This window comes from Kitasatospora sp. NPDC048715 (genome assembly GCF_043198905.1).
Classification (GTDB): Bacteria; Actinomycetota; Actinomycetes; order Streptomycetales; family Streptomycetaceae; genus Kitasatospora; species Kitasatospora lactacystinica.
Genome location: NZ_JBICVH010000014.1, coordinates 267,295 through 293,856 on the forward strand (window position 1 = coordinate 267,295; position 26,562 = coordinate 293,856).

General features: G+C 75.7%; 20 protein-coding genes. 12 read left to right on the top strand and 8 right to left on the bottom strand.

Annotated features, from left to right (window positions below):
• The first annotated feature begins 121 nt into the window (after nt 1-121).
• The 3 genes from ACGFSC_RS26100 to ACGFSC_RS26110 all read left to right on the top strand — a co-directional run bounded on the left by ACGFSC_RS26100 (nt 122) and on the right by ACGFSC_RS26110 (nt 3,449).
• On the top strand, nt 122-1,141 hold the full coding sequence (locus ACGFSC_RS26100) for a BadF/BadG/BcrA/BcrD ATPase family protein (RefSeq protein WP_359914794.1): 1,020 nt from the start codon (nt 122-124) through the stop codon (nt 1,139-1,141).
• A gap of 148 nt (nt 1,142-1,289) precedes the next feature.
• A complete protein-coding gene (locus tag ACGFSC_RS26105; RefSeq protein WP_359914791.1) occupies nt 1,290-1,979 on the top strand; it encodes a hypothetical protein in 690 nt (229 codons plus the stop codon).
• 369 nt (nt 1,980-2,348) lie between these two features.
• The gene (locus ACGFSC_RS26110) at nt 2,349-3,449 is read left to right on the top strand and encodes a hypothetical protein (protein WP_359914788.1); all 1,101 of its coding nucleotides are present in this window, start codon (nt 2,349-2,351) and stop codon (nt 3,447-3,449) included.
• Between the two features lie 143 nt (nt 3,450-3,592).
• Here ACGFSC_RS26110 and ACGFSC_RS26115 read toward each other — a convergent pair whose 3' ends face one another.
• Together ACGFSC_RS26115 and ACGFSC_RS26120 are read right to left on the bottom strand one after the other, a co-directional pair.
• Complete coding sequence (locus ACGFSC_RS26115) at nt 3,593-4,258, bottom strand: response regulator transcription factor (protein WP_359914785.1); 666 nt, start codon at nt 4,256-4,258, stop codon at nt 3,593-3,595.
• Nucleotides 4,255-5,565 carry a histidine kinase gene (locus ACGFSC_RS26120; RefSeq protein ID WP_359914782.1) on the bottom strand — a complete coding sequence of 437 codons (1,311 nt, stop codon included), beginning with the start codon at nt 5,563-5,565 and terminating at the stop codon, nt 4,255-4,257. The genes ACGFSC_RS26115 and ACGFSC_RS26120 overlap by 4 nt, the downstream gene beginning before the upstream one ends.
• Nucleotides 5,566-5,699: 134 nt before the next feature.
• On the opposite strand from ACGFSC_RS26120, the gene ACGFSC_RS26125 reads away from it, so the two are divergent.
• Nucleotides 5,700-6,611, top strand: coding sequence for an ATP-binding cassette domain-containing protein (locus tag ACGFSC_RS26125; RefSeq protein WP_359914779.1), 912 nt, complete (start codon nt 5,700-5,702; stop codon nt 6,609-6,611).
• Nucleotides 6,608-7,453 (top strand): ABC transporter permease, encoded by an 846-nt coding sequence (locus tag ACGFSC_RS26130; protein WP_359914776.1) that lies wholly within the window; start codon nt 6,608-6,610, stop codon nt 7,451-7,453. The genes ACGFSC_RS26125 and ACGFSC_RS26130 overlap by 4 nt, the downstream gene beginning before the upstream one ends.
• Nucleotides 7,454-7,462: 9 nt before the next feature.
• Here the strand turns inward: ACGFSC_RS26130 and ACGFSC_RS26135 are convergent, their stop codons facing one another.
• A complete protein-coding gene (locus ACGFSC_RS26135) occupies nt 7,463-8,026 on the bottom strand; it encodes a DUF4291 domain-containing protein (protein ID WP_359914773.1) in 564 nt (187 codons plus the stop codon).
• A gap of 309 nt (nt 8,027-8,335) precedes the next feature.
• Nucleotides 8,336-9,091, bottom strand: a complete 756-nt coding sequence (locus ACGFSC_RS26140; RefSeq protein ID WP_380356704.1) for a tyrosine-protein phosphatase — start codon at nt 9,089-9,091, stop codon at nt 8,336-8,338.
• 253 nt (nt 9,092-9,344) lie between these two features.
• Here ACGFSC_RS26140 and ACGFSC_RS26145 point away from each other — a divergent pair, with 253 nt between their 5' ends.
• The 6 genes from ACGFSC_RS26145 (at nt 9,345) to ACGFSC_RS26170 (ending at nt 19,874) form a co-directional block, all read left to right on the top strand.
• Nucleotides 9,345-10,112, top strand: coding sequence for a GntR family transcriptional regulator (locus ACGFSC_RS26145; protein ID WP_359914945.1), 768 nt, complete (start codon nt 9,345-9,347; stop codon nt 10,110-10,112).
• Between the two features lie 88 nt (nt 10,113-10,200).
• Nucleotides 10,201-11,316 carry a helix-turn-helix domain-containing protein gene (locus ACGFSC_RS26150; RefSeq protein WP_359914942.1) on the top strand — a complete coding sequence of 372 codons (1,116 nt, stop codon included), beginning with the start codon at nt 10,201-10,203 and terminating at the stop codon, nt 11,314-11,316.
• A gap of 335 nt (nt 11,317-11,651) precedes the next feature.
• Nucleotides 11,652-12,401 (top strand): hypothetical protein, encoded by a 750-nt coding sequence (locus ACGFSC_RS26155; protein WP_359914939.1) that lies wholly within the window; start codon nt 11,652-11,654, stop codon nt 12,399-12,401.
• Nucleotides 12,402-12,491: 90 nt separating this feature from the next.
• Entirely contained in the window at nt 12,492-14,522 is a 2,031-nt protein-coding gene (locus ACGFSC_RS26160; RefSeq protein WP_359914936.1) for a flotillin family protein, read from the top strand.
• Nucleotides 14,523-14,665: 143 nt separating this feature from the next.
• A complete protein-coding gene (locus ACGFSC_RS26165) occupies nt 14,666-19,426 on the top strand; it encodes a DNA repair ATPase (RefSeq protein WP_359914933.1) in 4,761 nt (1,586 codons plus the stop codon).
• 34 nt (nt 19,427-19,460) lie between these two features.
• Nucleotides 19,461-19,874 carry a PPOX class F420-dependent oxidoreductase gene (locus ACGFSC_RS26170; protein ID WP_359914931.1) on the top strand — a complete coding sequence of 138 codons (414 nt, stop codon included), beginning with the start codon at nt 19,461-19,463 and terminating at the stop codon, nt 19,872-19,874.
• A gap of 91 nt (nt 19,875-19,965) precedes the next feature.
• On the opposite strand, the gene ACGFSC_RS26175 is transcribed toward ACGFSC_RS26170, so the two are convergent.
• Nucleotides 19,966-20,586 (bottom strand): TetR/AcrR family transcriptional regulator, encoded by a 621-nt coding sequence (locus tag ACGFSC_RS26175; protein ID WP_359914928.1) that lies wholly within the window; start codon nt 20,584-20,586, stop codon nt 19,966-19,968.
• Nucleotides 20,587-20,699: 113 nt separating this feature from the next.
• On the opposite strand from ACGFSC_RS26175, the gene ACGFSC_RS26180 reads away from it, so the two are divergent.
• On the top strand, nt 20,700-21,752 hold the full coding sequence (locus ACGFSC_RS26180; RefSeq protein ID WP_359914925.1) for an alpha/beta hydrolase: 1,053 nt from the start codon (nt 20,700-20,702) through the stop codon (nt 21,750-21,752).
• Nucleotides 21,753-22,450: 698 nt separating this feature from the next.
• Here ACGFSC_RS26180 and ACGFSC_RS26185 read toward each other — a convergent pair.
• The 3 genes from ACGFSC_RS26185 to ACGFSC_RS26195 all read right to left on the bottom strand — a co-directional run bounded on the left by ACGFSC_RS26185 (nt 22,451) and on the right by ACGFSC_RS26195 (nt 26,454).
• Complete coding sequence (locus tag ACGFSC_RS26185; protein WP_359913612.1) at nt 22,451-24,160, bottom strand: FAD-dependent oxidoreductase; 1,710 nt, start codon at nt 24,158-24,160, stop codon at nt 22,451-22,453.
• A 59-nt stretch (nt 24,161-24,219) separates the two neighbouring features.
• Nucleotides 24,220-25,131, bottom strand: coding sequence for a diiron oxygenase (locus ACGFSC_RS26190; RefSeq protein ID WP_359913609.1), 912 nt, complete (start codon nt 25,129-25,131; stop codon nt 24,220-24,222).
• A 270-nt stretch (nt 25,132-25,401) separates the two neighbouring features.
• On the bottom strand, nt 25,402-26,454 hold the full coding sequence (locus ACGFSC_RS26195; protein ID WP_359913606.1) for an alpha/beta hydrolase: 1,053 nt from the start codon (nt 26,452-26,454) through the stop codon (nt 25,402-25,404).
• Nucleotides 26,455-26,562 lie beyond the last annotated feature (108 nt).

Here is a 26,562-nt window from a genome sequence, read left to right on the forward strand (position 1 = left end):
CCCGCGAGGAGACCGCCCACCCCCGGCCGGGGACCTTTCGGCCGGGCACCCCGGCCGGGACCACGGCCGGGCACCCGGCCGACGACCACGGCCCGGGCCACGTACGAGCCGCGGGGACCTGATGACCCACCAGCCCGAACCACTCCTGCCCGGCGTCCTCGCCATCGACGCGGGGAACTCCAAGACCGACGTCGCCCTGATCGGCACCGACGGCAGCATCCTCGGCACCGCCCGCGGCGGCGGCTTCGCGCCGCAGAAGATCGGCGGCGCGGCCGCGGTCGCCGGCCTCGCCCCGCTGGTCGAGCAGGCCGCCGCCGAGGCCGGGCACCCGTCCTGGAACGGCGTACTCACCAGCCACGTCAGCGCCTGCCTGGCCAACGCCGACCTGCCGGTCGAGGAGGAGGCCCTGCGGGTGGCGCTGGAGTCCCACCCCTGGGGGGCCGGCAACACCGTCGTCAACGACACCTTCGGCCTGCTGCGGGCCGGCACCGACGGCCCGCGCGGCGTCGCGGTGGTCTGCGGCGCCGGGATCAACTGCGTCGGCCTGCTGCCGGACGGCCGCACCGCCCGCTTCCCCGCCCTCGGCGAGCTCACCGGCGACTGGGGCGGCGGCTCCGGGCTGGCCGTCGCCAGCATGTGGCACGCCGTCCGCGCGGAGGACGGACGCGGCGGCCCGACCGGGCTCGCCCGGGCCATCGCCGAGCACTTCGGCCTGCCCAGCGCCGGAGCCGTCGCCGAGGCCGTCCACCTCGGGCACCTGTCGAGCGACCGGCTGCACGAGATAGCCCGGGTGCTGTTCGCCGTCGGGGCCGAGGGCGACCCGGTGGCGCTGGAGCTGATCGACCGCCAGGCCGACGAGATCGTCCGGCTCGCGGTGGTGGCCCTCGGTCGCCTGGACCTGCTGGACACCCCGACCCCGGTGGTCCTGGGCGGCGGCGTGCTCGCCTCCCGCCACCCGCTGCTGCTGGACAACCTGACCGCCCGGCTCGCCGCGGCCGCGCCGCTGGCCGAGCCGCGCGTCGTCGTCGCCCCGCCGGTGCTCGGCGCGGCGCTGCTCGGCCTCGACCACCTGGCGGCGGGCGAGCGGGCGCAGGCCCGGGTGCGCGAGGCGTACGAGACCGGCCGGCCGGTGGCGGTCTGACCGCCGCTCAACAGCTCCCCTCCCCCGCCGGATCCGCACGTCCGGCGGGGGAGGGAACCGGCCGAAGGCGTCGACGGGAACCGCGGGCCGGGCCCCGTTCGTGTCAAGCGGGTACCGACCACCGCCGCCTCCCGGGGAGACTGGTGCCATGGCCACGCCCCGCACGCTCCTCGCCGCCGCCTTGCTGGCCTGCGGCGCCGCCACCGCCCTCACCGGCTGCACCCCCGCCGACTCCGGCTCCACGGTGGCCGAGGCCTCGGCCGCCGCCCTGGCCGACGAGGGCCAGGACGACCTGCTGGAGGAGGACGACCTCTTCTACGAGGAGGACGAGGAGTTCTACTCCGCCACGGACGACCCGTCCGTGCCCGCCGCCACCGCCGAAGCCTCCGTTTCCGCCGCGGCCTCCGCCTCCGCCTCCGCCTCCGTCGAGCCTTCCGTGGAGCCCTTCGCCGGGCCTCCCGCCGAGCCCTCGGCCGGCCCCGGGTGCGCCACCCCCACCGCCCGCCCCGGTCACGAGATCTTCCTCGTCGTCGCCGCCGGCCCGGCCGAACTCACCGCCCGGCCCGCCCGGTTCAGCTGCGGTTCCGCCCGCTACGAGCCGGCGGGCAGCCCCGTCCACTACGGCTTCGCGGGCGCCGGCGTGGCCGCGACCCTGGTCGACGGCCCGCACGACGACCCGGCCCGGACCGTCCCCCTCGACGAGCTGATCGCCCACATCGACGACTGCCTGGCCGAGCGCGAACCGGCCGACCCGTACGGCTGCCACGGCAACGCCTACGACGTGGTGCTGGACTCCCACGGCCGGATCATGCGGATCGGCGAGGTCGACGGCCCCTGAGGTCCGCTGACGTCCGCTCGGCGGCTGCCCGGCGGCTGCCCGGCGCGCGCATACGGTGTAAGAACGGCTCTCAACTGTTGGCATTCGGCTGTGCTACGCGCATCGACCGGCCGTCCGCTGGGGGCTTTTGACGTTCGCTACGTCCGTGGGGTCCTTCCTTGGGGCGGGTCTTACCTTCTCCGTCGTTGACCCGGTTTCGGCGGCGGTGCTTTGCTTCCGGCCGTCGGCGGTAACCGGCTCCCGACCCCCGCACCACCGACGGTTCCTGGCGAACCGTCGGCACCTCCGCGCTGCCGCCGCCCCATTTGTCCCCCACAGTGCCGCCGCGCCGTACCCGGGCGCGCCCGGCACCAGAGAGGAACCCTCACGATGGGCATCTCCCCCACCTCCCGCCGGATGCGGCTGCGGGCCCTGACCGGGCTCAGCGCCCTGGCGCTGGCCGCCGCCGGCTTCGCCGCCGCCCCGGCGGCCCAGGCCGCCCAGGACAACCGGCCGGCCGGCGAGTTCGCCGGACAGCCCCACCCCTACCGGCACGGCGCGCACCCGACCAAGGAGACCGGGAACGCGGCCAAGCCGGCGAGCAACAACCTGAGCTACGGCGGCGGTGTCGACGGCATCGGCGTCACCACCGGCGCGCCGAAGGTCTACCTGGTCTTCTGGGGCACCCAGTGGGGCACCCAGGGCACCAACTCCAGCGGCTACACCACCCTGACCGGCGACCCGAAGGGCGAGGCCGTCCGGGCGCAGCAGCTGTTCAAGGGCCTCGGCACCAACAGCGAGACCTGGTCCGGCGTCATGACGCAGTACTGCGAGGGCGTCGCCGCGGGCGCGACCAGCTGCCCGTCCGGCTCCGCGCACGTCGGCTACCCGACCGGCGGCGCGCTGGCCGGCGTCTGGGTCGACGAGTCCGCCGCCGCCCCCGGCCAGGCCACCGGCCACCAGCTGGCCGCCGAGGCGGTCAAGGCCGCCGGCCACTTCGGCAACACCACCGCCGCCTCCAACCGCAACGTGCAGTACGTGGTGCTGTCGCCGACCGGCACCCACCCGGACGGCTTCAACACCCCGAACGGAGGCTTCTGCGCCTGGCACGACTGGAACGGCGACACCACCCTGACCGGTGGCGCCGCCTCCTCCCCCTACGGTGACGTGGCGTTCACCAACGACCCGTACGTGACCGACATGGGCAGCTCCTGCGGCCAGAACTACGTCAACAGCGGCAGCGCGGGCACCCTGGACGGCGTGACCATCGTGTACGGCCACGAGTACTCGGAGACCATCACCGACCAGAACCCGGCGGGCGGCTGGACCGACTCGACCGGGTACGAGAACGCCGACAAGTGCTCCTGGAACGGCGTCGGCGGGACGGGCGGCGCGCAGAACGTGAGCTTCGCGACGGGTTCCTTCGCGATGCAGGGCACCTGGTCGAACGGGGTCAACGGCTGCCAGGTCTCGCACGCGATCGTGCACTGACGACCGGGCGGGGGTGGGGCCTCGCCCAGCGCCGGAGCGGGCCGTGCGGGCCCGCTCCGGCGCACTTCCGCGTGCCGGGCCGCGGGGTGCACTGGCTGCGGGGTCGCGGGGCTGCGGGATCACGGGGCTACGGGGTCACGGGGCTACGGGGCTACCAGCCCGAACTCGTAGGCCTGGATGACCAGGTGGACCCGGTCGCGGGCGTCGAGCTTGGTGAAGAGCCGGGCGACGTGGGCTTTGGCGGTGGCCACGCTGATGGTGAGCTCCGCGGCGATCTCGGCGTTGGACAGGCCCCGGCCGACCAGGACGAGCACCTCGCGCTCGCGCTCGGTGACGGCCTCGGCGACCGGCCGGCGGGGCCGGGCCGCGGCGGCCTCCGCGTCCGGGCGGGCGGCGAACTCGCCGATCAGCCGGCGGGTGATGCCGGGGGCGAGCAGGGCGTCCCCGGCGGCGACCACCCGGATGCCGTCCAGGATGGTCTCCAGGGCGAGGTCCTTGACCAGGAAGCCGCTGGCCCCGGCCCGCAGCGCGCCGTAGACGTAGTCGTCGTCGTCGAAGGTGGTGAGGACGAGGACGTGGGTGGGCAGGTCCGGGTCGGCGGTGATCCGGCGGGTGGCCTCGATGCCGTCCGTACCGGGCATCCGGATGTCCATCACGGCGACGTCGGGGCGCAGCCGGGCGACCAGCTCGACGGCCTCGGCGCCGTCGCCGGCCTCGCCGACCACCTCCAGGTCGGGGGCGTCGGCGATCAGCACTCGCAGGCCGGTGCGGATGAGCGGCTGGTCGTCGACCAGGACGACGCGGATCACGGTCCCACCTCCACGGGGGTCTCGACGGCGGTCCTGACGGCAGTCCCGACAGGGGTCCCGACGACGGGCTCGACGGCGGGCTCGACGGGGGTCCCGGCAGGGGGCTCCTCGCGGAGCTCCGCGGGGGGCTCCGCGGGGGGCTCCTCGGGGAGCGGCAGTCGGGCGGCGACCAGGAAGCCGCCCTCGGGGCGCGGTCCGGCGCTGAACTCGCCGTGCAGCAGGGCGACCCGCTCGCGCATGCCGGCCAGGCCGTAGCCGGTGCCGGGGCCGCCGCCCGCCGCTCCGGCGCCCAGGTCGACCACCGTGACGGCGAGTTCCCGCGGACCGTACGCGACGGTGACGTGGCAGTCCCGGGTGCCGGAGTGCTTGACCACGTTGGTGACCGCCTCCTGGACGATCCGGTAGGCGGCGAGGTCGACCTCGGGCTGCAGCGGACGGACCGTACCGTGCCGGGTGAGCGCCACCCGCACCCCGGCGCCCGCCGCCTTCTCCACCAGTCGGTCCAACTCGCCCAGCCCGGGCGCCACTTCGAGCGGGGCGGACTCGCCCTCGCCCTGCCGCAGCGCGCCGAGCATCCGGCGCAGGCCGGCCAGGGTCTCCCGGCTGGTGGCCTCGATCGCCTCCAGCGCCTTGCGGGTCTCGGCGGGCTGGGTGTCCATGACCCGGCTGCCCATGCCGGCCTGGATCGCGACGATGCCGATGTTGTGGGCGACCATGTCGTGCAGCTCGCGGGCGATCCTCAGCCGTTCGGCGGTGATGGCCTGCTCGGAGGCCCGGCCGCGCAGCGCCTCGGTGTGGACGCGGCCCTGGTGCACGGTGTTGCCGATCAGCCAGGCGATCAGCACGGTGGCGGCGAAGCCCGCGTAGGCGAGCGGGTTGACGGGGTAGTCGTTGACGGCGCCCCAGATCAGCAGCCCGGCGAGGGTGGCGAGCGGCAGCGCCAGGGCGGTGAGCGAGACCCGGCGGGAGCGGGTGGCCGCGCAGTAGCCGACCACCGCGTCGGCGATCAGGAACTGGAGCGGCGCCGCCTCCGGGACGCCCCACATCCCGAGCGCGAACATCCCGCCCCCGAGCGCCACCACGACGGCGAGCAGCGGCAGTCGGACCAGCAGCGCCGCGACCAGGGTGGTGACCACCGCGGTGACCACCATCGGCATGTCCTCGGGGTTGCCGTGGTAGTTCAACAGGTGGCGCAGCTCGTCCTCGCGGGTGAGGAACCGGAACCCCACCAGGGCCGTCCACAGCGCCGCCACCCACACGCCCGCGGGCAGACGCCTGAGCAGCGGCGGACGAGGTTCGGTGATCATGGCGCGATGGTATCGGCGGCCCGCCCGGCGGCGCATTGGCCCGGGGGCGTAATCCCCGGGGCCAGTACGGCGACCCGCGGTTGTGGCCCGCGGCCCGATGCCCGGGACGGGGGCCGACCGGCAGCGTTGTCCCCGTGATCGAGATCGAGCGACTGACCAAGCGGTACGGCGCCACCACGGCCGTCGACCAACTGACCTTCACCGTCCGGCCGGGCACCGTGACCGGCTTCCTCGGGCCCAACGGCGCGGGCAAGTCCACCACGCTGCGGATGATCCTGGGCCTCAACACCCCCACCGCGGGCACCGCCACCGTGGCCGGCGTGCCCTTCGCCGGCCGGCCGCGCGGACTGCGGCACGTCGGCGCGCTGCTGGACGCGGGCGACGTGCACGGCGGGCGAAGCGCCCGGGCCCACCTGTCGGCGCTGGCCCGCAGCAACCGCGTCCCGCTCGGGCGGGTGGACGAGGTGCTGGCGGAGGTCGGCCTCGGCAAGGCGGCCGGGCGGCGGATCGGCGGCTACTCGCTGGGCATGAAGCAGCGTCTGGGCATCGCCGGCGCGTTGCTCGGCGACCCGCCGGTGCTGCTGTTCGACGAGCCGCTGAACGGGCTGGACCCGGAGGGCGTGCTCTGGGTGCGCGGGCTGTTCCGGCGGCTCGCGGACGAGGGCCGCACGGTCTTCGTCTCCAGCCACATGATGGCGGAGATGGAGCACACCGCGGACCGGCTGGTGGTGATCGGGCGCGGGCGGCTGATCGCGGACGAGAGCCTCGCCGAGTTCTCGGCCCGCAACGCGGTCTCCTCGGTGGCCGTCCGGACGCCCGAACTCTCCGCGCTGGCCGAGGCCCTGCGCGCCGAGGGGGCCGAGGTGCGGCTGGCGGAGCCGCACCTCGGGATCGTCACGGGGATGCCGGCCGCGCGGATCAGCGAACTCGCGCTGCGCCACGGCGTGGTGCTGCACGAACTGGCCGCCCGGACGTCGTCGCTGGAGTCGGCGTTCATGTCCCTGACCGCCGACAGTGTCGAGTACCCGGCTGGAGAGGCCCGATGACCACCGCGACCCCGGGTTCCACCGTCGAACCCGCACCCCGGTTCCTGGACCTGCTCGCCGCCGAGTGGATCAAACTGCGCTCGCTGCGCTCCACCTACTGGGTGCTGGCGCTGGCCTCGCTGGTGGCGATCGCGGTCAACGTGAACGCCGTCCACACCGACCTGCCGTACATCGACCACCCGCCGCCGCGGATGCCCGGCCAGTCGCCGTACACCTACGACCCGCTGTTCCACGGCCTCGGCAGCATCGCGAGCGACCTGATGGCGGTCGCGGCCGGCAGCCTCGGGGCGATCACCGTGTTCGGCGAGTACACCACCGGACTGATCCGCACCACCTTCGCCGCCGTACCGGACCGCCGGGGCGTGATCGCGGCCAAGGTGCTGCTGATCGGCGGGATCACCGCGCTCGCCGGGCTCGTGGTGTCGACGGTCTCCTTCTTCACCGTCAACGCGATGCTGGCCTCCCGGCACGTCGGGCTCTCCCTCAGCGACGCGGGCTGCCTGCGGGCCGTGCTCGGCTACGCGGCGATCGTGCCGGTCTGCGCGCTGATCGGGATGGCGCTGGGCGCGCTGCTGCGGCACGCCACCGCCTCGATCGTCTCGCTGGTGATGCTGATGTTCATCCTGCCGATGATGTTCGGCGGGGACCGCTACCGGTGGCTGAAGGAGATCGGCACCCACCTGCCCCTGGCCACCGTGCAGCGGCTCACCATCACCCCGCACTCCGCGACCACGATGGGGAAGTACGCGCCGAGCGTGCTCGACTCGTGGATCACCATGGGGCTGTGGGGCCTGGCCGCGCTGGTGGCGACGGTGCTCGTGGTGCGGCGCCGGGACGTGTGAGGCCCTGGGCTACCCCAGGCCGAGGCGCCGCGCGGTCGCGGCGGGCAGCCGGTACGGGCGCTCGGGCGGCAGCAGCCGCTGGGCCTTCGCCGGCTGCCCGTCGCGCACCAGCGCGGCGATCCGCCGCACCTGCGGGGTGAGGTCGGTGAGTCCGACGACCCACTCCTCGGCGTAGCTGCGGATCAGCGAGCGGCCGATGCCCACCTGGATGCTGTAGTGGTTCAGCGCCGCCCCGCGCAGCGACCGCTCCGGGTCCCACTGCACATGGACCTCGGCGCGGGCCACCTCGTCCGGGTGCGCGGTGGTCAGGACGGCGCGGGCGAGCGCCTCCTCCCAGCCCTCCCGGGTGATCCGGACCGCCAGCACCCTGGTCTGTCCGGCCTTCTGCGCCCAGTTGCTGCGGTGCATCAGCCAGCGGAACGAGGGCTTGATCCACGTCATCCGGTGGAAGCCGAAGGGCGCCGTGAACCGGCCCGCCGCCAGCGCCGCGTCGGCGACGGCCGGCGGGTACGCCTGGTAGAGCACGATCGTCCGCGCGTCGTGGTCGGCGCGGATCTCGCGCAGTGCGGTCATCTCGCGGCACCCCCTTCGCCCCCGGCGTCCCCTGCGCCCCGGCCCGCTCTTCGCCTCCGGCACGCTCTTCGCCCCCGGCACTCCCCCGGCACGCTGCCAGCGCGGGCCCGCCCGGCGCAACGGGATTACCGGGCCGGGCCGCGGCCTCCTCAGGCCGTGGCCCCGTGGCGCCCGGCTCGGGCCGTGGCGCCCGGCTCGGGCCGTGGCGCCCGGCTCGGGCCGTGGCGCCCGGCTCGGGCCGTGGCGCCCGGCTCGGGCCGCGGCGCCCGGCTCGGGCCGCGGCGCCCGGCTCGGGCCGCGGCGCCCGCCTCAGGCCGCGGCGGCCTTGGCGCGGAAGGCGCCGAGGGTGGCGGCCGGGACGCCGCAGCCGGGGAGGAAGGACGCCGCGCCGCCGTGGTGGGTGCGGACGCGGTCGAGGAAGACGGACATGGCCTCGGCCGGGGCCTCCAGGAGGGGCGCGGGGATCGTGAGGTTGTGGCCCCGGGAGTCGGTGACGCGGGAGGTGGTGCGGTCGTTGAGGGCGGTGCGGTGGCGTTCGGCGAGGCCGGCGAAGATCTGCGGGAGGGCGTCGGCGGTGCGGGTGTAGTCGGCGACGATGTGCTCGGCGGGGACGTCGAGGAGGTCCAGCAGGAGGGCGGTCAGCAGGCCGGTGCGGTCCTTGCCGGCGGCGCAGTGCAGCAGGACGGCGCCGGGGCGGACGGTGGCGTCGACGGCGGCGGCCACCGCCTCGGGCGCGGACTCGGCCAGCAGGACGTAGAAGTCGCCCAGGTCGGCGGCCGTGGCCATGGTGCTCATCCGCGCGGTGAGGGCGTCGGTGGCGGGGTTCACCGGGGCGGCGACGACGGATATCCCGGCGGCCGCGGCGGCGGCCCAGTCCTCGGGGTCGGTCTCGCGCGGGTCCCGCAGGTCCACGATGGTGCGGATGTCGCAGCCGCGCAGCTGGGCGACGGTGGCCTCGTCGGCGGCCGGGAACGGCTGGGCGGAGCGGTACAGCACACCGGGACGGACCCGCCGGCCCTCGGGGTCGCCGAGGACGGCGGCGTCACGGAAGTTGACCAGGGACATGCGGGAGGCCTTTCGGTGGAGCCGCACCCGGGACGGGACGGGGAAGATCCGGAGCGGAGACATCTAGACGTCTAGATGTGTAACCCGTTCCGGGGTCGCCGGGCAAGCCTCGATCGGTGCATCCCTCCATCCCACTCCCCTCGGCGGGCCACGGCGACCCGGGCGGCTGAAGCGGGCGCGGCCGGCGGAAGCGGGCGCGGCCGGGGCGCGGACCGACCCCGGCGTCGTGCGCGGGCTCCGTAGGATCGGGCCCGTGGCGACGAACCCCCCGAGCTCCCCGAACACCCCGGTGTACCGCCGCCTGGCCCGCCGGATCCAGGAGCGCGTCGACGCCGGCGCCTACCCGGCCGGCACCCGGCTGCCCAGCGAGTCCGAGCTGAGCGCCGAGTTCGGCGTGAACCGGCTGACCGTGCGGCAGGCGGTGGCGGAGCTGGAGCGGGCGGCCGTGGTGGAGATCCGCCGCGGCGTGGGCACCTTCGTCCGCCCGCCGGCCGTCCGGGTGTCGATCGCCGTGGACCCGCGCAGCCAGCGCTTCGACCTCGGCAGCGTGCCCACCGCACTGCCCAACGAGGAGCGCACCGACGGCGAGTTCGTGGTGGCCGCTCCGCCCGTCACGGGCTCGCCGCAGGACGCGGAGGCGGCCCGGCAGCTGGGCCGCGGCCCGGCGGAGCTGTCCCGGGTGGACTCGGTGATCCGGCTGGGCGGGCGGGCCCGGGCGGCGTGCAGCTACTGGGTGCCGTTCGGCCCGCTGCCCGCCGAGCTGGTCCGGCCGGGCCGCTCCGGGAACCTGGTGCCGGACCTGGCGCGGGCCGCCGGGGTGGAACTGGAGTACGACTGGCGGGCCTTCGGCGCCGTCGGCGCGGACCTCGCGGACGCCGAGCTGCTGGGCGTCCCGCCGGGCACCGCGCTGCTGGTGCGCGAGGGCGTCAGCTGCACCCCGGACGGCACCCCGGCCCTGTACGTGCGGCGGCGGATCGACGGCAGCAGCGCGCGCTTCGTCCTGCACTTCCGCGACCGGTAGCGAAGGCCGCCGCGCCCGTCCCCGGCCGGAGCGCCCCTGATAAATTCAGCGCCGAAACACCAGGCCGTACGGGGGCGGGCAGAGCACGGTGATCGAGGAGATCGACTACGACATACCCGGCGAGCTGGCCGAGGTCTACCTCGTCCTGCTCGCCGACGTCTCCCGCACCGGGCGGCTGCCGCGCCGCGAGGAGCTGGAGCGCCTGCGCAAGCTGGGCGAGCACTGCGCCGAGGCCGGGTACGGGCTGCGCGAGGTGGTGGCGCAGTGTCTGGCCGCGGCCCGGCGGGCCTGGCAGACCCTGCCCGGGACGGCCGCCGCGAGCAGCGTCACCGAGCTGCGCCGCACGGGCGACGCGGTGCTCGCCGCCACCGACGCCGCGCTGGCCGCGCTGGGCGAGGGCCACGAGCGGGCCCAGCGCCTGGCCGTCCGCCAGGAGGAGGCGGCCCGCCGGGAGTTCATCGACGACCTGCTGTTCGGCCGCAGCGACCTCGGGCTGCTGGCCGAGCGCGCGGAGCGGTTCGGGCTGCGGCTGGCGGGCTCGTACACGGTGGCGGTCGCGGTGGGCGACGAGCCGTTCGCGGACGTCCATCCGCTGGTGCACCGGGTGGAGCGGGAGCTGGCCGGGCGGTTCGGCGAGCGGGACGTGCTGCTGGCCAGCAAGGACGGCCGGCTGGTGTGCATCGCCCCGGACTCCGAGCGGGCCGTGCTGGAGGCCTTCGCCGAGCTGACGCTGCGCCCCGGCCCCGGCTACCGCCCGGTGCTGCGGGTGGCCACCGGCCGCCGGCACTCGGGGCCGAGCGGGGTGCTGCGCAGTTACGAGGAGGCGCTGGACGCGCTGGACTACGCGCAGCGGCTGGACCTGCCGGCCCGGCAGCTGCGGGCCGAGGAGCTGCTGGTCTTCCCGGTGCTGATGCGCGACCGGGCCGCCATGGCCGACCTGGTGCGCAGCGTGCTCGGCCCGCTGACCGAGGCGCGCGGCGGCGCCCGTCCGCTGCTGGACACCATCGCGGTGCAGGCGGAGGCCGCGTACGTGAACGCGGAGGCGGCGCGCCGGCTGGGCCTGAGCGTGCGCACGCTGGGCTACCGGCTGGAGCGGATCAAGGCGCTCACCGGGTACGACCCGGGGGACGCGCTCCAGCGCTTCACCCTGGAGACGGCGGCGATGGGTGCGCGGCTGCTGAACTGGCCGGAACAACCGCTGTAGTACGCGGTACGACGGCTGTAGTGCGCGGCACCACCGCCGCGGGTGCGCGGCACGACGGCTGTAGTGCGCGGCACCACAGCCGTAGTGCGCGATCCGACCGCCGCGGTCCCGCCACGGGAGTCCCGCCGCCCCAAACCCGCGGGGCGGCTCCGGAACCGTCCGGCGGCCGTCCTGTTGCCGAGCTGTTGCAGTGTCACGCGGGCCGTGCGTACCAGGGTGTCAAGAGGGCGTAAAGATTGCCGGATCCTGGCAATGTGCGGGGGGCCGCGGCACTGTCATGATCTCCCCGGCGCCGAAGCGCGGCGCCGCTGGGAAGGCGGGGGAGCGTGGCCGGGATGGGGGGATTCTTCGCGGCCGCGCTGGCCTTCCCGACGGCGCTGTTCAGCTTCGCGCTGGTGGTGGTGGTCGGGTACTGGTTGCTGATGCTGTTCGGCGGCCTGGTTCCGGGCGCCGTGCACGGGGGGCACGGCGGCGGGCACCAGGTGGACGTCGGACACGCGGGGCACCACCTGGGTGCCGGGCACGGGGGGCACGCCGGGCACCTCGGACACGGGGGGCACGGCGGCGGGGGGCACAGTGCCGGGGGGCACGGCGCCGACGACGGGTCCGGCCGGCAGGGCGCCGGCCACCACACGGGCGTGCTGGACGCGCTGGGGCTGGGCGGGGTGCCCGTGACGGTGGCGGTGTCGCTGCTGGTCGCAATCGCCTGGTTCGTCAGCCTGGCCGGCACCGTCCTCACCTCGGGGGCACCGGCGCGCGGCGGCGTGTTCGTCGTCGCGCTGGTCGCCTCCTGGGCGGGCACCCGGGTGCTCGTCCGGCCGCTGTCGCGGCTGTTCCCGCAGGACCGGCCGGTCACCCGGGGGGACTTCGTCGGCCGGGTCTGCGTGATCCGGACCGGCCGGGTGACGGCCGACTTCGGGCAGGCCGAGGTCACCGCGGAGGACGGCTCCACCGCGACCGTCCAGGTCCGTACGGCGACGCCCGAACCGGCCCTGACGGCCGGGCGGACCGCCCTGATCTTCGACTACGACGCCGAGGGCGAGCACTTCCTGGTGGCGCCCTTCGACCCGCCGGCCGTCCACTGACGCCTGCCCGCTGACGCCAGGTCAGCCTGTTCCTTCCACTCCCACCGCATTTCCCTTCGCACCAACTCGCCATCGTCAAAGGACTCCGTGATGGACACCATCGCCGTGGGTTTCGGCGTGCTCGTCGCCGTCGTGCTGCTCATCGTGCTCGCCATGCTGCTGTTCGTGGGCCGTCTGTTCCAGAAGGTCGAGCAGGGCAAGGCACTGATCGTCTCCCGGACGAAGAAGGTGGATGTGACCTTCACCGGCGCGATCGTCCTCCCGGTGCTCCACAAGGCCGAGTTGATGGACATCACCGCGAAGACGGTGGAGATCCACCGGGCCGGCCGGGACGGCCTGATCTGCCGGGACAACATCCGCGCGGACATCCGGATCTCGTTCTTCGTCCGGGTCAACAAGACCGTCGAGGACGTCATCAAGGTCGCGCAGTCGATCGGCACCGCCCGGGCCAGCGACCCGCAGGCGATCCAGGAGTTCTTCGCCGTCAAGTTCGCCGAGGCGCTCAAGACCGTCGGCAAGCAGCTGGACTTCACCGACCTGTACACCCACCGGCACGAGTTCCGGGACCAGATCATCGCGGTCATCGGCACCGACCTCAACGGCTACACCCTTGAGGACGCGGCCATCGACCACCTGGAACAGACCCCGATGAGCCAGCTGGACTCCGACAACATCCTGGACGCCCAGGGCATCCGCAAGATCACCGAGCTGACGGCGATCGAGCACGTGCGCACCAACGAGTACCAGCGCAACGAGCAGAAGGAGATCACCCGGCAGAACGTGGACGCCCGGGAGGCCGTCCTGGAGCTGGAGCGCCGGCAGGCCGACGCCGAGATCCGCCAGCGCCGCGAGATCGAGACCCTGCGGGCCAAGGAGGACGCGGTGATCGCCCGGGTGCAGGAGGAGGAGCGGCTCAACGCCCAGACCGCCTTCCTGCGCACCGAGGAGCTGCTCGGGGTGCAGCGGGAGAACCAGGCCCGCGAGGTCGCGGTGGCGCAGAAGAACCGCGAGCGGGTGATCGCGGTGGAGAACGAGCGGATCGAGAAGGACCGCCTGCTGGAGGTCGTCGGCCGCGAGCGGGAGACCCAGCTCGCCACGATCGCCAAGGAGAAGGAGGTCGAGTCCGCCAAGCGCGAGGTCGCCGACGTGGTCCGCGAGCGGGTCGCGGTGGACCGGACCGTCGCCGAGCAGGAGGAGGCCGTCAAGACGCTGCGTGCCACCGAGGAGGCCGAGCGGGTCCGCAAGGCCGTCGTGATCCAGGCCGAGGCCGAGGCGCAGGAGAAGCTCGTCAAGGACATCAAGGCCGCCGAGGCCGCCGAGCAGGCCGCCACGCACAAGGCCCGCGAGGCGCTGGTGCTGGCCGAGGCCCGGCAGCGGGCCGCCGAGCTGGACGCGGCCGCCAAGATCCGGATGGCCGAGGGCATCCGGGCGGAGGCCGCCGCCGAGGGCCTGGCCCGGGTCCAGGTCCGCGAGCAGGAGGCCGCGGCGGTGGAGAAGGTCGGCCGTGCCGAGGCCGTCGTCCAGGTCGAGAAGGCCAAGGCCGCCGCGCTGGAGGTCGGCGGCCGGCTGAAGGCCGAGGCCGAGGGCCTGACCGAGAAGGCCGCGGCGATGGCCAAGCTGGACGAGGCCTCGCGCGGGCACGAGGAGTACCGCCTGCGGCTGGCCGCCGAGAAGGACGTCCGGCTGGCCGGGCTGGACACCCAGCGGCAGATCGCCGAGGCCCAGTCGGCGCTGGTCGCGGCCGGGCTGGAGAAGGCGAAGATCGACATCGTCGGCGGGGACTCGGTCTTCTTCGACCGGCTGGTGCAGTCGGTGTCGGCCGGCAAGAGCCTGGACGCCTTCGTCGGCCACTCGCAGACCGCGCAGACCCTGGCCGGGCCCTGGCTGGACGGGCGGGCCAGCTTCACCGAGGACCTCACCAGGGTGCTCTCCTCGGTCTCCACGGCGGACGTGCAGAACCTGACGGTCTCCGCCCTGCTGATGAAGCTGATCGGCTCGGGCGCCGGCGACCAGGCCGGGCAGCTGCGCCGGCTGCTGGAGTCGGCGCGGCAGCTGGGCGTCGCGGAGACCCCGCTCGGGGTCCTGGCCGGCGGCCTCGCCTCGGCCAACGGCTCCAAGTGACCCGCTGAGCGACCGGGCGTTCCGAACCGCCGCCCGGCCCGACCGGCCCGACCGGCCCGACCGATCCGACCCGACCGATCCGACCGATCCGCCGGAACCGCCCGATCCGCCCGACCCAACCGACCCGACCGAGGAACGTGACCGTGACCGTGGACGCCCTCGACGCCCGGCTCGACGCCGGCACCTACGAGGTCCTGCGCGACCGGCTCGCCCGAGCCGCCGCCGAACTCGCCGACCGGGCCCAGGCGTTGAACGCCCGCCGGGTCGACGAGTTCGGCGGCGGGGAGCTGCGGCTGGCCGGCACCGGGCGGCTGACCACCGCCCGGTCCTGCCTGCCGCAGGACCTCACCGCCGTCGGCGGGCTGCTGCTGCTCGGCACCCGGCCGGTCGAGGCCGCGGACGGCGCCGGGGACTTCGACGACGTCTTCGGCCTGCACCACCCCGACCTCTCCCCCGCGCCCGCCGAGGGCACCCTGCTGGACGACCCGCGGCTGCGCCAGGACCTCGCCGATCTGCGGCGCTACTTCCGCGACGCCCGGCTGGAGCGGCTGCGCGCGGTGGACGGCCGGCTGCTCGCCGTCTTCCGCACCGGCCCCGCCGCCGCCGACGTCCGGGTGCTGCGCTGGCGCCTCGACGGCGGCCCCGCCGACGACGCGCAGCCGTCCTACCTGGACGGGCGCGGCGAGCGCGACCACGTCCCCGCCGACGGGCAGCAGCTGCCCTGGACCGCCGTCACCCGGGACGACCAGCTGCCCGCCGGGCCCGGCCGCCCGCCCCGCGCGGACCTGGCCGGAGAGCTGCTGGTCGGCGTCGACGGCGGCCGGCTGACCATCGCCGCCCCGGACGGCCGGGAGCTGCACCGCGAGCCGCTGGCCGAGGCCCTGCAGACCCTCGCCGACGCCCGGATCGCCCACGCCCGGCTCGGCACCCTGCTGCTGGTGCGGGTGCGCCCGTACCAGGAGGAGACCGACCGGCACCTGGTGGTCCACCTGCCCACCGGCGCCGTCACCCGGATCGACGCGCTCGGCCAGGCCTGCCTGCGGCTGCCCGCCGACCAGGGCGTGGCCTTCCCCGGCGGCTGCCACCTGGTGGACGGCACCGTGCGCGTCTTCGACCAGCCGGTCGACGGCCTGGTGTACGAGCGCACCGTCCTGTCGCCCAACGGCGAGGACGTGCTGTACGAGTTCCGCTCCCCCGCCGACGGCCGCGCCCTGCTCCAGCCGTACAACAGCGTGCGCCAGGAGGCCGCCGCGCCCCTGCCCTGCCAGGGCTACGCGCTGCTCGCCGACGGCACCCTGATCGCGCTGCGCCCGGCCGAGGACGGGCCGACCCGGCTGCACCCCGTCCAGCTCTGGCAGACCCCGTTCACCAGCGAGCGCTTCGCCGCCGAACAGCCGCCCGGCAGCGGGCCGCTGGCCCGGATCGGCAACGCCGACCTGGTCCGCGGCCTGGCCGACTGCCTGGCCCTGGCCCGGCTGGCCGCGGCCGGCGCCGACACCCCGGCCGGCCACCGGGCCGTCCTCGCCGCCTGCACCCGCACCGCCGACCGGCACCACTGGCTCGGCCAGAGCGGCCTCGGCGACCTCGCCGCGCCGCTCGCCGAGATCCGCGACACCGCCCGGCAGGTCGTCGCCGAGTACGAGGCCGTCGCCCAGCTCACCGAGCACGCCGCCCGGCGGGCCGACGAGACCGCTGAGCACGTCGAGGGCCTGCTGCGCACCGCCCGCGGCGAGACCCTGGCCGACGCCGCCGAGTGGGTCGACCGGCTGGCCGGGCTGCGCCGCGCCCAGGGCCGCGTCGAGGCGCTGCGCGACCTGCCGCGCGCCGACGCACCGCGGATCGACGCGCTCGCCGCGCACCTCGCCGAGGGTCTGGCCCGGGCGGCCGACCGCGCCGTCGTCCAGCTCGCCGAGCCGACCGCCTTCGAGCCGCACCGGCAGCGGGCGGGCGAGCTGGCCGAGCGGTGCGCCGCGATCGCCACCGCCGCCGAGGCCGAACCGCTGGGTCTCGAACTGGCCGCCCAGAGCGAGGCCCTGCAGACCGTCTCGGAGCTGGTCGGCACCCTCGATCTGGCCGACGCCACCACCCGCACCGCCATCCTCGACCGGCTCGCCGACGTGCTCGGGCTGCTCAACCGGGCCCGGTCCGCGCTGACCGTGCGCCGCCGGGAGCTGCGCACCCGCGAGGCCGCCGCCGAGTTCGCCGCCGAGACCGCCCTGCTCGGCCAGGCCACCACCGCCGCGCTCGCCGCCGCCGACACCCCCGAGGCCTGCGACGAACAGCTCGGCCGGCTGCTGCTGCGGATCGAGCAGTTGGAGACCCGCTTCGCCGACGCCGACCCGGCCCTCGGCGAGCAGCTCACCGCCCGGCGCACCGAGATCCACGACGCGCTCACCGCCCGCCGCCAGCACCTGCTGGAGGAGCGGGCCCGGCGCGCCGACCGGCTGGTCGCCTCCGCCGGGCGCATCCTCGACACCCTGCACCGCCGGCTGGCCGCGCTGGACACCGCCGAGGAGATCGAGGCGGCCTTCGCCGCCGACCCGACCGCCGTCAAACTCCGCGACCTGGCGGGGCAGTTGACCGCGCTCGGCGACCGGGTCCGGGCCGAGGAGCTGACCGGACGGCTGCGCGCGGCGCGCGGCCGCGCCCAGCGGGCCCTGCGCGACCGCGCCGAACTCGCCGGGGACGGCCCCGGCACCCTGCGGCTGGGCCGCCACCTGTTCGCCGTCACCACCCGGCGGCCCGAACTCGCCCTGGTGCCCTGGCGCGGACGCCCCGCCTTCACGCTCACCGGCACCGACTACCGCTCCCCCGTCACCGACCCGGCCTTCGCCGCCACCGAGCGGTACTGGGACCGCCCGCTGCCCTCGGAGACCCCGCAGCTGTACCGCGCCGAGTACCTCGCGGCGAGCCTGCTGCCGGCCGCCGAGGCGGGGGCGCCGCGCACCGACGGCGAGCTGCTGGAGTACGTCCGGCGGGCCGCCGAGCAGCGCCCGGACGAGGGCTACCAGCGCGGCGTGCACGACCACGACGCCGCGCTGCTGCTCCGCGCCCTGCTCCGGCTCGGCGCCGGGGCCGGGCTGTTGCGGCACCCGGCGGGCGCCCGGGCGGCCGCCCAGCTGTACTGGGCGCACGGCGCCGACGAGCGGCAGCGGCTGCTCTGGCACACCCGGGCCCGCTCGCTGGGCCTCGCCCGGGACGCCTTCGGTGGCGCACCGGCGTCGGCCGCGCTGGCGGCGCTGGCCGCACTGGAGGCCGAACTCTCCGCCGCCGTTTCGGAGTTCGTTCCGGGGGCGGAGCCCTCCGGCCCCTACCTGGTGGCCGAACTGGCCGCCGCCGCACCCAGCTTCGCCCACTCCCCGGGCGCCGCCGCGCTGGTCGACAAGTTCCGCGCGGCACCCGAGTCGGCCGGCCTCACCGAGGCGCTGGCCGCACTGCCCGAGGAGCCGGGACTGCTGCCCGTACGACGCCAACTGGCCACCGCCTGGCTGGAGTCGGGCACCGCCGATGCCGAGTCGGCCGACCTCGCCGAAGCGGCCGCCGTCCTGCTCTGCCCGTCGCTGCCGCGCCGGCCCGCCGAGGGGGCCGTGGGCGCCCGGATCACCGGACTGCTCGGCGACCACCCGCGGCTCGCGGGCGGGGCGCTCGACCTCCGACTGGACGAACTGCTCGCCAAGGTACGGGAGTTCGAGCAGGTCGAGGTGCCCGGCCACCGGGCCTACCAGCGACTGCGGGGCGAACTGCTGGCCGCCGAGCACGCCCGGCTGCGGCTGGACCAGTACCGGCCCGCCCCGCTCAACGGCTTCGTCCGCAACCGGCTGATCGACCAGGTGTACCTGCCGCTGGTCGGCGACAACCTCGCCAAGCAGCTCGGCACGGCCGCCGCCGGCGGGCCGGTCGACCGCAGCGGCCTGCTGCTGCTGGTCTCCCCGCCCGGCTACGGCAAGACCACCCTGGTCGAGTACCTCGCCGAGCGGCTCGGGCTGCTGCTGGTCTCCGTCAGCGGCCCCGCGCTCGGCCACCGGGTCACCTCGCTGGACCCGGCCGAGGCCCCCGACGCCACCTCCCGGCGCGAGGTCGAGAAGCTCAACTTCGCCCTGCACGCGGGCGACAACGTGCTGCTCTACCTGGACGACGTCCAGCACACCTCGCCCGAGTTCCTCCAGCGCTTCATCCCGCTGTGCGACGCCCAGCGCCGGATCGACGGCGTGTGGGACGGCGAGGCCCGCGAGTGGGACCTGCGCGGCAAGCGCTTCGCCGTGGTCATGGCCGCCAACCCGTACACCGAGTCCGGCCGCCTCTTCCGGCTGCCCGACATGCTCGCCAACCGCGCCGACGTGTGGAACCTCGGCGACGCCGTCGCCGGGCGCGAGGACCTCTTCGCGCTCAGCTTCGTCGAGAACGCCCTGCCGGCCGGCCCCCACCTGGCCCCGCTGGCCACCGCCGAGCGCGCCGACCTCGACACCCTGCTCGCCCGCGCCGGCGGCGTGCCCGGCGGCACCCTGGCCGGCGCCTGGCCCGCCGCCGAGGTCGAGCGGATGACCGCCGTCCTGGCCGGTCTGCTCCACCTGCGCTCCACCGTCCTGGCCGTCAACCGCGCCTACCTGGCCTCCGCCGCCCAGGACGACCGGACCCGCACCGAGCCCCCCTTCCTGCTCCAGGGCTCCTACCGCAACATGGCCAAGCTCGCCCAGCGCCTCGACCCCGCCCTCACCCGCCCCGAACTGGACGCCCTGCTCACCGACCACTACCGGGCCGAGGCCCAGCCCCTGGGCGCCGAGGCCGAGGCCCAGCTCCTCAAGCTCGCCGAGCTCCGCGGCACCCTGACACCCGAGCAGGCGGCCCGCTGGGCGGAGCTGAAGCGGTCCTGGCAGGAGCGCGGGCGCGCCGCCGAACGTCCTTGACCTGACGGGTGCTTGAGGTCCTAGCCTCGGCCGCATGAGCTACTTCACCGAACGCGAGCGCGGCTATCTCACCGGCCAACCGCTGGCTCGTCTGGCCACCCTCGGCCCGGACGGCTCCCCGCAGGTCCGGCCGGTGGGCTTCCGGCTCAACGACGACGGCACCATCGACATCGGCGGGCCGGACAACGCCCTCAGCCGCAAGTACCGCAACGCCCGGGACCGCCCCGAGGTCTCCGTCCTGATCGACGACCTGGCGCCCGCCGACGATCCGGTCGCGGGCGGCTGGGGGCGCGGCGTGGAGATCCGCGGCCGGGCCGAGGTGCTCGCCGTGGACGTCCCGCCGGTGGCGCCCGACCTGTTCAGCCGGGACGTCATCCGGGTGCACCCCCGGCGGATCGTCACCTGGAACCTGGAGTCGCCGGGCTCCACCGCCCGGGACGTCGGCTGACCCGGGCGGCCCCCACCCCTTCGCGGCGCCCCCTGCCTCCCCGGCCGGGGGCGCCGCCGTGCTGTGCGCGCCGGCCGCCCTGCTGCGTGCGCTAGCCGCCGTCCTCCGTGCGCCGGTCCCGGGCCCGCAGGCCGTCCAGGATCAGGTCCGCGAGGCGCTCCGGGAGCTCGGGGCCGATCTCGCGGTGGCCGAGCAGGGCGCGGGCCTGGAGGGGTGCGCTGAGCAGTTCCAGGGCGAGGTCGGCGTCCGTGCCGGCCGGGAGTTCGCCGCGGTCGACGGCGCGCCGGACGACGGCGCCGGCCTGGGCGAGGCGGGAGTCCCAGAAGACCTGCCAGGCCTCGGCGAGGGCCGGGTCCTCGGAGCCGAGGGCGGCCGCGCGGGCCACGGCCCGGCCGAGCGGGGTGGCCAGGTACGCGGCGAGCGCGCGGGCGAAGGCGGTCAGGTCGGTGCGGACGGCCCCGGTGTCGGGGACCGGGATGCCCTCGTCGCTGGCGGTCAGCATGGCGTCCAGCACCAGCTTCTCCCGGCTGCCCCACCGCCGGTACACGGTGGTCTCGTTGACGCCGGCCCGGGCCGCGACGTCGGCGATGGTGAGCCGGGCGACGCCCCCTTCGGCCAGCGCCTCCATGGCGGCCGCCAGGACGTCCCGGCGCACCCGGGCGGCCCGGCCGCCCGGACGGCGGCGGATCGGGTCCGGCTCTTCCTCGGTCATGTGTCGATCACCTCGCCACCACCTTAACGCAGGAGCACTTGCATTAAGCGATCCTCCGGCGCATAGTCGCTAATGCAAGAGTTCCGGCTTTAAGAGCGACAGGAGGCATCGCCATGTCCTTCACCTGGCCCCTGGACCCGCAGGACCTGTTCGTCGAGCGCTACCCGCAGATGACCCTCGGCCTGCCCGCCGCCGAGGTGGACGCGGTCCGCGCGGCCGTCACCGACATGTGGGCCGACCGGCCCGGCGGCTGGGTGTACGAGTGGTCCGCCCTCGCCGCCCGGCACGCCGGCGCCGGGCGCCACCGCCAGGCCGCCCAGGCGTACGGCTGGGCCAAGTTCCCCTCGCTCGCCGACGCGCCGAAGCGCACCGCGCTGGCCCGCCAGGTCGAGCAGTACCTGCTCGCCTCGCCCGGCTTCCCGGTCGACGTCGAGCGCCGCACGCTCACCGTCCCCCACCGCGGCGGCGAGGCCGCGGTCCCGGTCCACCTGATGGCCGCGCCCGGCCTGCCCGCCGACGCCCCGGTGGTGCTGGCCAGCGGCGGAGTGGACTCCTGGAAGACCGACCTGCACGGCATGTGGGAGCAGCTCGCGCTCGCCCTGCCGGTCCGACTGCTGCTGTTCGACCTCGCGGGCACCGGCGAGACCTCCCACCTGCCGATGACCCCGGACGGCGGCACCGAGGTGATCGAGGGCCTGATCGCCTTCGCCCGTACGCTCGGCGACGGCCTGGTCGGCCACTTCGGCATCTCGATGGGCGGCTACTACTCCGCGCGCACCGGGCTGACCGGCGCCGTGGACGCGGCCGTGGTGCTCGGCGGCCCGGTCGAGCACTCCTTCGACCCGGACCGCGGCTTCGACTTCGGCATGGACGGCATCGTGGGCAACGCCCTGGGCTTCGACGCGGCACCGGACCGGGCGGCCCTGGGCCGGGCCTTCGCCTCCTTCGGCCTGCGCCCGCTGCTGGACCGGGACGACCAGGCGCCGATGCTGGTGCTCAACGGTGCCGACGACGTCCACGTCCCACGGCACGACACCCTGGTGTTCGCCGGCCGCCGCGACACCCGGGTCGAACTGATCCCGGACACCGGGCACTGCGCCATTTCGAGGTTCGACGAGGCGATGGCGCTGATCGTCCCCTGGCTGAGGAGCACTCTTCTGGGATAGTCCGACGACCGCACGGTTCCCCCGTCGGGGTAGCCGCGCGTGTCGGCGATCCGGCCGAGTGGATCAGTGCCCCGGGCCCGGCCCCGGACTCCACTCCGGGCCCGCGGCCGGGTTCCACCCCGGGTTCCACCCCGGGCCCCGCGCAGGGCTCCGCTCGGGGCTCCGGCCCGGGCCGGGGACCGCCGGCCGGTCCCGGGCCGCCGGTGCGGCCAGCGACTCCCAGACGGGATCGGGCAGCCCGGGGACGGCCCGCCCCTCGGCCTGCCAGCGCCGGGCCAGCTCGGCGTAGATGGGCGCTTCCGGGCCGGGTTCCGGCACCGGCCGTTCCGTCACCCGCGGCTCCGTCACCGGCCGTTCCGTCGGCACCCGCGGCTCCGTCGTCGCGGGTGGCGACGGCTGTTCCGGCGGCCTGTCCGGAGTGCCGCGCAGGATCGTTTCCTCACTCGGCTGCCGTTCCGGCACCGGCAGCCACCCGAATCCACTCACACCCACCCAACGCGCCCCGCCCGCACCGGGACACGGTCGGGTCAACCCGGTGCTCCGCAGGTCAACCCCCTGCGGAGCGCGGCCGGGTGCGCAGGAAGTCGGCCCACCCGACTTCCTGCGCACGTCGTGCCCTCCCCATTCTCCCGGCACGGCCCGTGGGTTCTTCCCGGCGAGGCTCCCGGGTTTCCCGCCCGGGCCCCGGGTGCTTCCCGCTACCGCCGCCGACCCGCCGCCAGCAGCTCGGGCACGCTGGCGAGCTTCACCCGGGGCCGCCCCTCGGCCTCGCCCCGCTCGCGTTCCGCGCGCTCCACCGCCCGCAGCTCCCGCAGCCCCACCGCGTCCGGCCGCCGCCGGCGCACCAGCCGCTCGAAGTCCTTGCGGCCCGCCCCCGGGACGGGCAGCGCCCGGGCGGCCGCGTCGTCCAGCAGCGCGTCCACGGTCTCCCGCGCGCAGGCCCGGTTGGCGCCGATCCCGCCGGACGGCCCGCGCTTGGCCCAGCCCACCACGTACGTCCCCGGCAGCGGCCGGCCGGTCGCCGGGTCGACGACCCGCCCGTTCCGGTGCGCGACCGTCCCGGCCCGCTCGTCGAACGGCAGCCCGGGCAGCGGTACGCCCCGGTGTCCGATCGAGCGCACCACCAGCCCGGCCCGGAGCACGTCCCTCGCCCCCGTGCCCTGGACCCGGCCGTCCGCCGTCGGGGCGGTCCGCTCGACGGTCAGGGCCTCGACCCGCCCGTCCCCGGAGAGTTCGACCGGCGCCGACAGGAACCGCAGCACGATCCGCCGCCCCGGCCCGGGCTCCGCGGACCCGTCGAACGGCACCAGCGGCAGCCCGGCGAGCAGCCCCGCTCCCGCCGCCGCGCCCGACCCGGCGACCGACCACGCGCCGGACCCCGATCCCGATCCCGCTTCCGCCCCCGCCGCCTCGATCGCCGCCCGCACCTCCGGGTGGTCCTCGACCACCACCTCGACGCCCGGCAGCTGCCGCAGGGCCAGGAACTCCGCCCTGGTCCACGCCGCCTGTCCGGGCCCGCGCCGGGCGAGCAGCACGACCTCCCGGACCCGGCTGCGGCGCAGCGCGGCCAGGGCGTGGTCGGCGATGTCGGTGGCGGCGAGCCGGTCGGGGTCGGTGAGCAGGATGCGGGCGATGTCCACCGCGACGTTGCCGTTGCCGATCACCACCACGCGCTGGGCCGACAGCTCCACCGCGTCGGCGGGCACGGTCGGTTCGGCGTTGTACCAGCGGACGAAGGCGGTCGCGGGCAGGCTGCCCGGCAGGTCCTCGCCGGGGACGCCGAGCCGTCGGTCGGCGGCCGCGCCGACCGCGTACACCACCGCGTGGTGGTGCGCGGCGAGCTCCTGGTGGGTGAGGTCCGTGCCGATCTCCACGTTGAGGTGCATCCGCAGCCGGGGGTCGCGGAAGACGCTCGCGAAGCTCTCCGCGATCCGCTTGGTGGACTGGTGGTCGGGCGCGACGCCGTGCCGCAGCAGGCCGCCGGTGACCGGCAGCCGGTCGATCATGGTGATCTCGGCGCTGGTGCCGCGCAGCAGTTCCTGCGCGGTGTACCCGGCGGAGGGGCCGGTGCCGACGACCGCGATCCGCAGCGCGCCGAGTTCGTCCGGCAGGCTGCGCGGGAAGCTGGGCGCGCCCCAGGCGTGGTCACTGGGGTGGTCGCGGAACCAGTCGCGGTTGAGGTCGCCGAACACGGTGTCGGGCCCGCGCAGCCGGTCGACCGGGTACACCGCGTCCACCGGGCAGGCGTCCGCGCAGGCGCCGCAGTCGATGCAGGCCCGCGGGTCGATGTACAGCATGTCGGTGGTGCCGAACTCCGGCTCGTCCGGGGTCGGGTGGATGCAGTTGACCGGGCAGACGGACACGCACGAGGCGTCGTTGCAGCAGGTCTGGGTGATCGCGTAGGCCATGGCCGGGTGGGGTCCTCGCTGCGCGTGGGGGGATGGGGCGGCGTGGTGGCGACGGTCCGTCAGAGCATGTGCACCCGGCGGTAGACGGCCGCCGAGCGGCTGGTGAGCAGTCCGGTCTCGGCGAGGAAGGCCATCAGGTGCCGGGAGCTGGTGCGCATCATCGCCTTGCGGTGCTCGCTGGCCCGCACCTCGGCGAGCGCCCGCGGCACGTCGAGCCCGGCGGCCTTGTAGACGCCCGGGTGCACCATGCTGGTGACGATGACGTACGCGCCCACGGCGATGCCGGTGGCGGAGGCGCGCCGGCGGGCGGGGCTCGCGTGGCGCATCCGTTCGCGGATCTCCTGCCGGGCGAACTTCATGTGCCGGGACTCCTCGACCACGTGGATCCGGGAGGTGCCGCGGACGATCTCCAGGACGTTCTCGCCGCGCATCCAGTCGCGCTGCATGACGTCGAGCACCTCTTCGGCCACCAGGATGCCGCCGTAGGCGAGTTCGCCCTTGGCGAGCGCCTTGAAGGCGCGGCCGGCCTGGGCGATCAGCTTGTGCGGACGGTAGGCGGGGACGCCCATCCTGGCGCAGGCCCGGGCGAACATGATCGAGTGGCGGCACTCGTCGGCGATCTCGGTGAGCGCGAACTGGAACGCGGCGTCGGCGGGGTTCCTGAGGTACTGGTCGCGCAGCACCATCTGCTGGAGGATCATCTCGAACCAGATGCCGGTGTTCATGATCGAGCAGACCTCGTGCCGGGTGAGCACGACCCGCTGCCGCTCGGTCATCTCGTCCCACAGCCGGGTGCCGTAGAGGGTGCTCCACTCCGGGTTGAGGCCGTAGTGGTCCTCCGGGAGGGGGGCGTCCCAGTCGATCTCGGTCGAGGGGTCGTAGGAGAGGGTGGCGGCCGACTCCAGCAGCCGCTTCGAGACGTCGTCGTCGGCCTCGGTGTGGCCGTGCCCCGTCTGCCGGGTGAGCGCCATAGCTGCCTCCAGGTGCCTGTCTCCGCGGGCTCCCGCTCACCCGCTTATTAGACGGACAGTACAATAAGAGCCGGTCGCCGAGAACCCCCTGTGCGGCAACGACCCGGCGCGCGGGCGTACGGTTCGCGCCCCCTTTCCATCCCGGGTCCGTCCCGGGTGCGTCCCACCGCGCGCCGAAGGGCGGAACCCGCCCGCCGGGGCCCGCCCTTCGCCGTACTCTCTGCTGCGCCGTACCCTCCGTGCGCCGGCCGCGCCCCCGCGCCGTACGCGCTACGCCTCGCCGATCGCCTGCCGCAGCGCCTCCGCCGCCTCGGCCGTCGCCTCCCGGAAGCGGCCCCCGATGCCGAGGTAGTTGGCGTACCCGTGGATGAGGTCCGGCTGCCGGCTCAGCCGCACCGCGACCCCGGCCTCCTCCAGCGCCCGCGCGTACGCCTCGCCCTCGTCGCGCAGCGGGTCGAAGCCCGCGGTGCCGATGTACGCGGGCGGCAGACCGGTCAGGTCCTCGGCGAGCAGCGGCGACAGCCGCGGGTCGGTGCGGTCGGCGGGCGCGGGCGCGTAGCGGTCGGCGAACCAGTCCATGTCCGCGTCGGTCAGGAAGAACCCGTCGGCGAACAGCCCGCGCGAGGGGCGCCGGGCCGAGGCGTCGGTCGCCGGGTAGAGCAGCAGTTGGAACACCGGGGCGGGCCCGCCCCGCCGGACGGCCTGCTGGGCGACGACGGCGGCCAGGTTGCCGCCCGCGCTGTCCCCGCCGACCGCGATCCGCTCCGGGTCCGCGCCCAGGTCGGCCGCCTCGGCGTGGGCGTGGTCGAGGGCGGCCAGCGCGTCCTCGGCCGCCGCCGGGAACACGTGCTCGGGCGCCAGCCGGTACTCCACCGACAGCACCCGCACCCGCGCCCGCCGGGCGAGGAAGCGGGCGACGTGGTCGTGGCTGGCCCGGCTGCCGACCACCCAGCCCCCGCCGTGCAGGAAGACCAGCAGGCCGGAGCCCGTCGCCAGCCCGTCCGGGGTGTACAGCGTGGCGGCCAGCTCGCCGTGCTCCCGCGGGATGCCGACGCTCCGCGCGGCCACCGCACGGTCCTGCGGCCCGCCCACCAGGTGCCGCGCGTGCTCCATCGCGGCCCGCGACGACCCGACCCCGCCCGGCATCACCAGGGCCGCCCCGGACAGCCGTTGGAGCTTGAGCATCAACTGCGCGTCCAGCGCGAGCGTCTGCCCGTCGCGGACCACCGGCTTGCCCGCGATGGCCCGCCGCAGGCCCTCCGGCAGGGCGTACGCGGCGCGGACGACGGCGGCCTGGATCCGGACGGGCGGTGGGATCGTCATCTCTTCTGCCTCCTGAGGGCGGCCCGGAACGGTGTCGGGCGGTGGCGGGTCGGTGTCGGGGCGGTTCTGCCGGAACCGGGAGCCCATGATGGGCCCCTCCCACCGGAC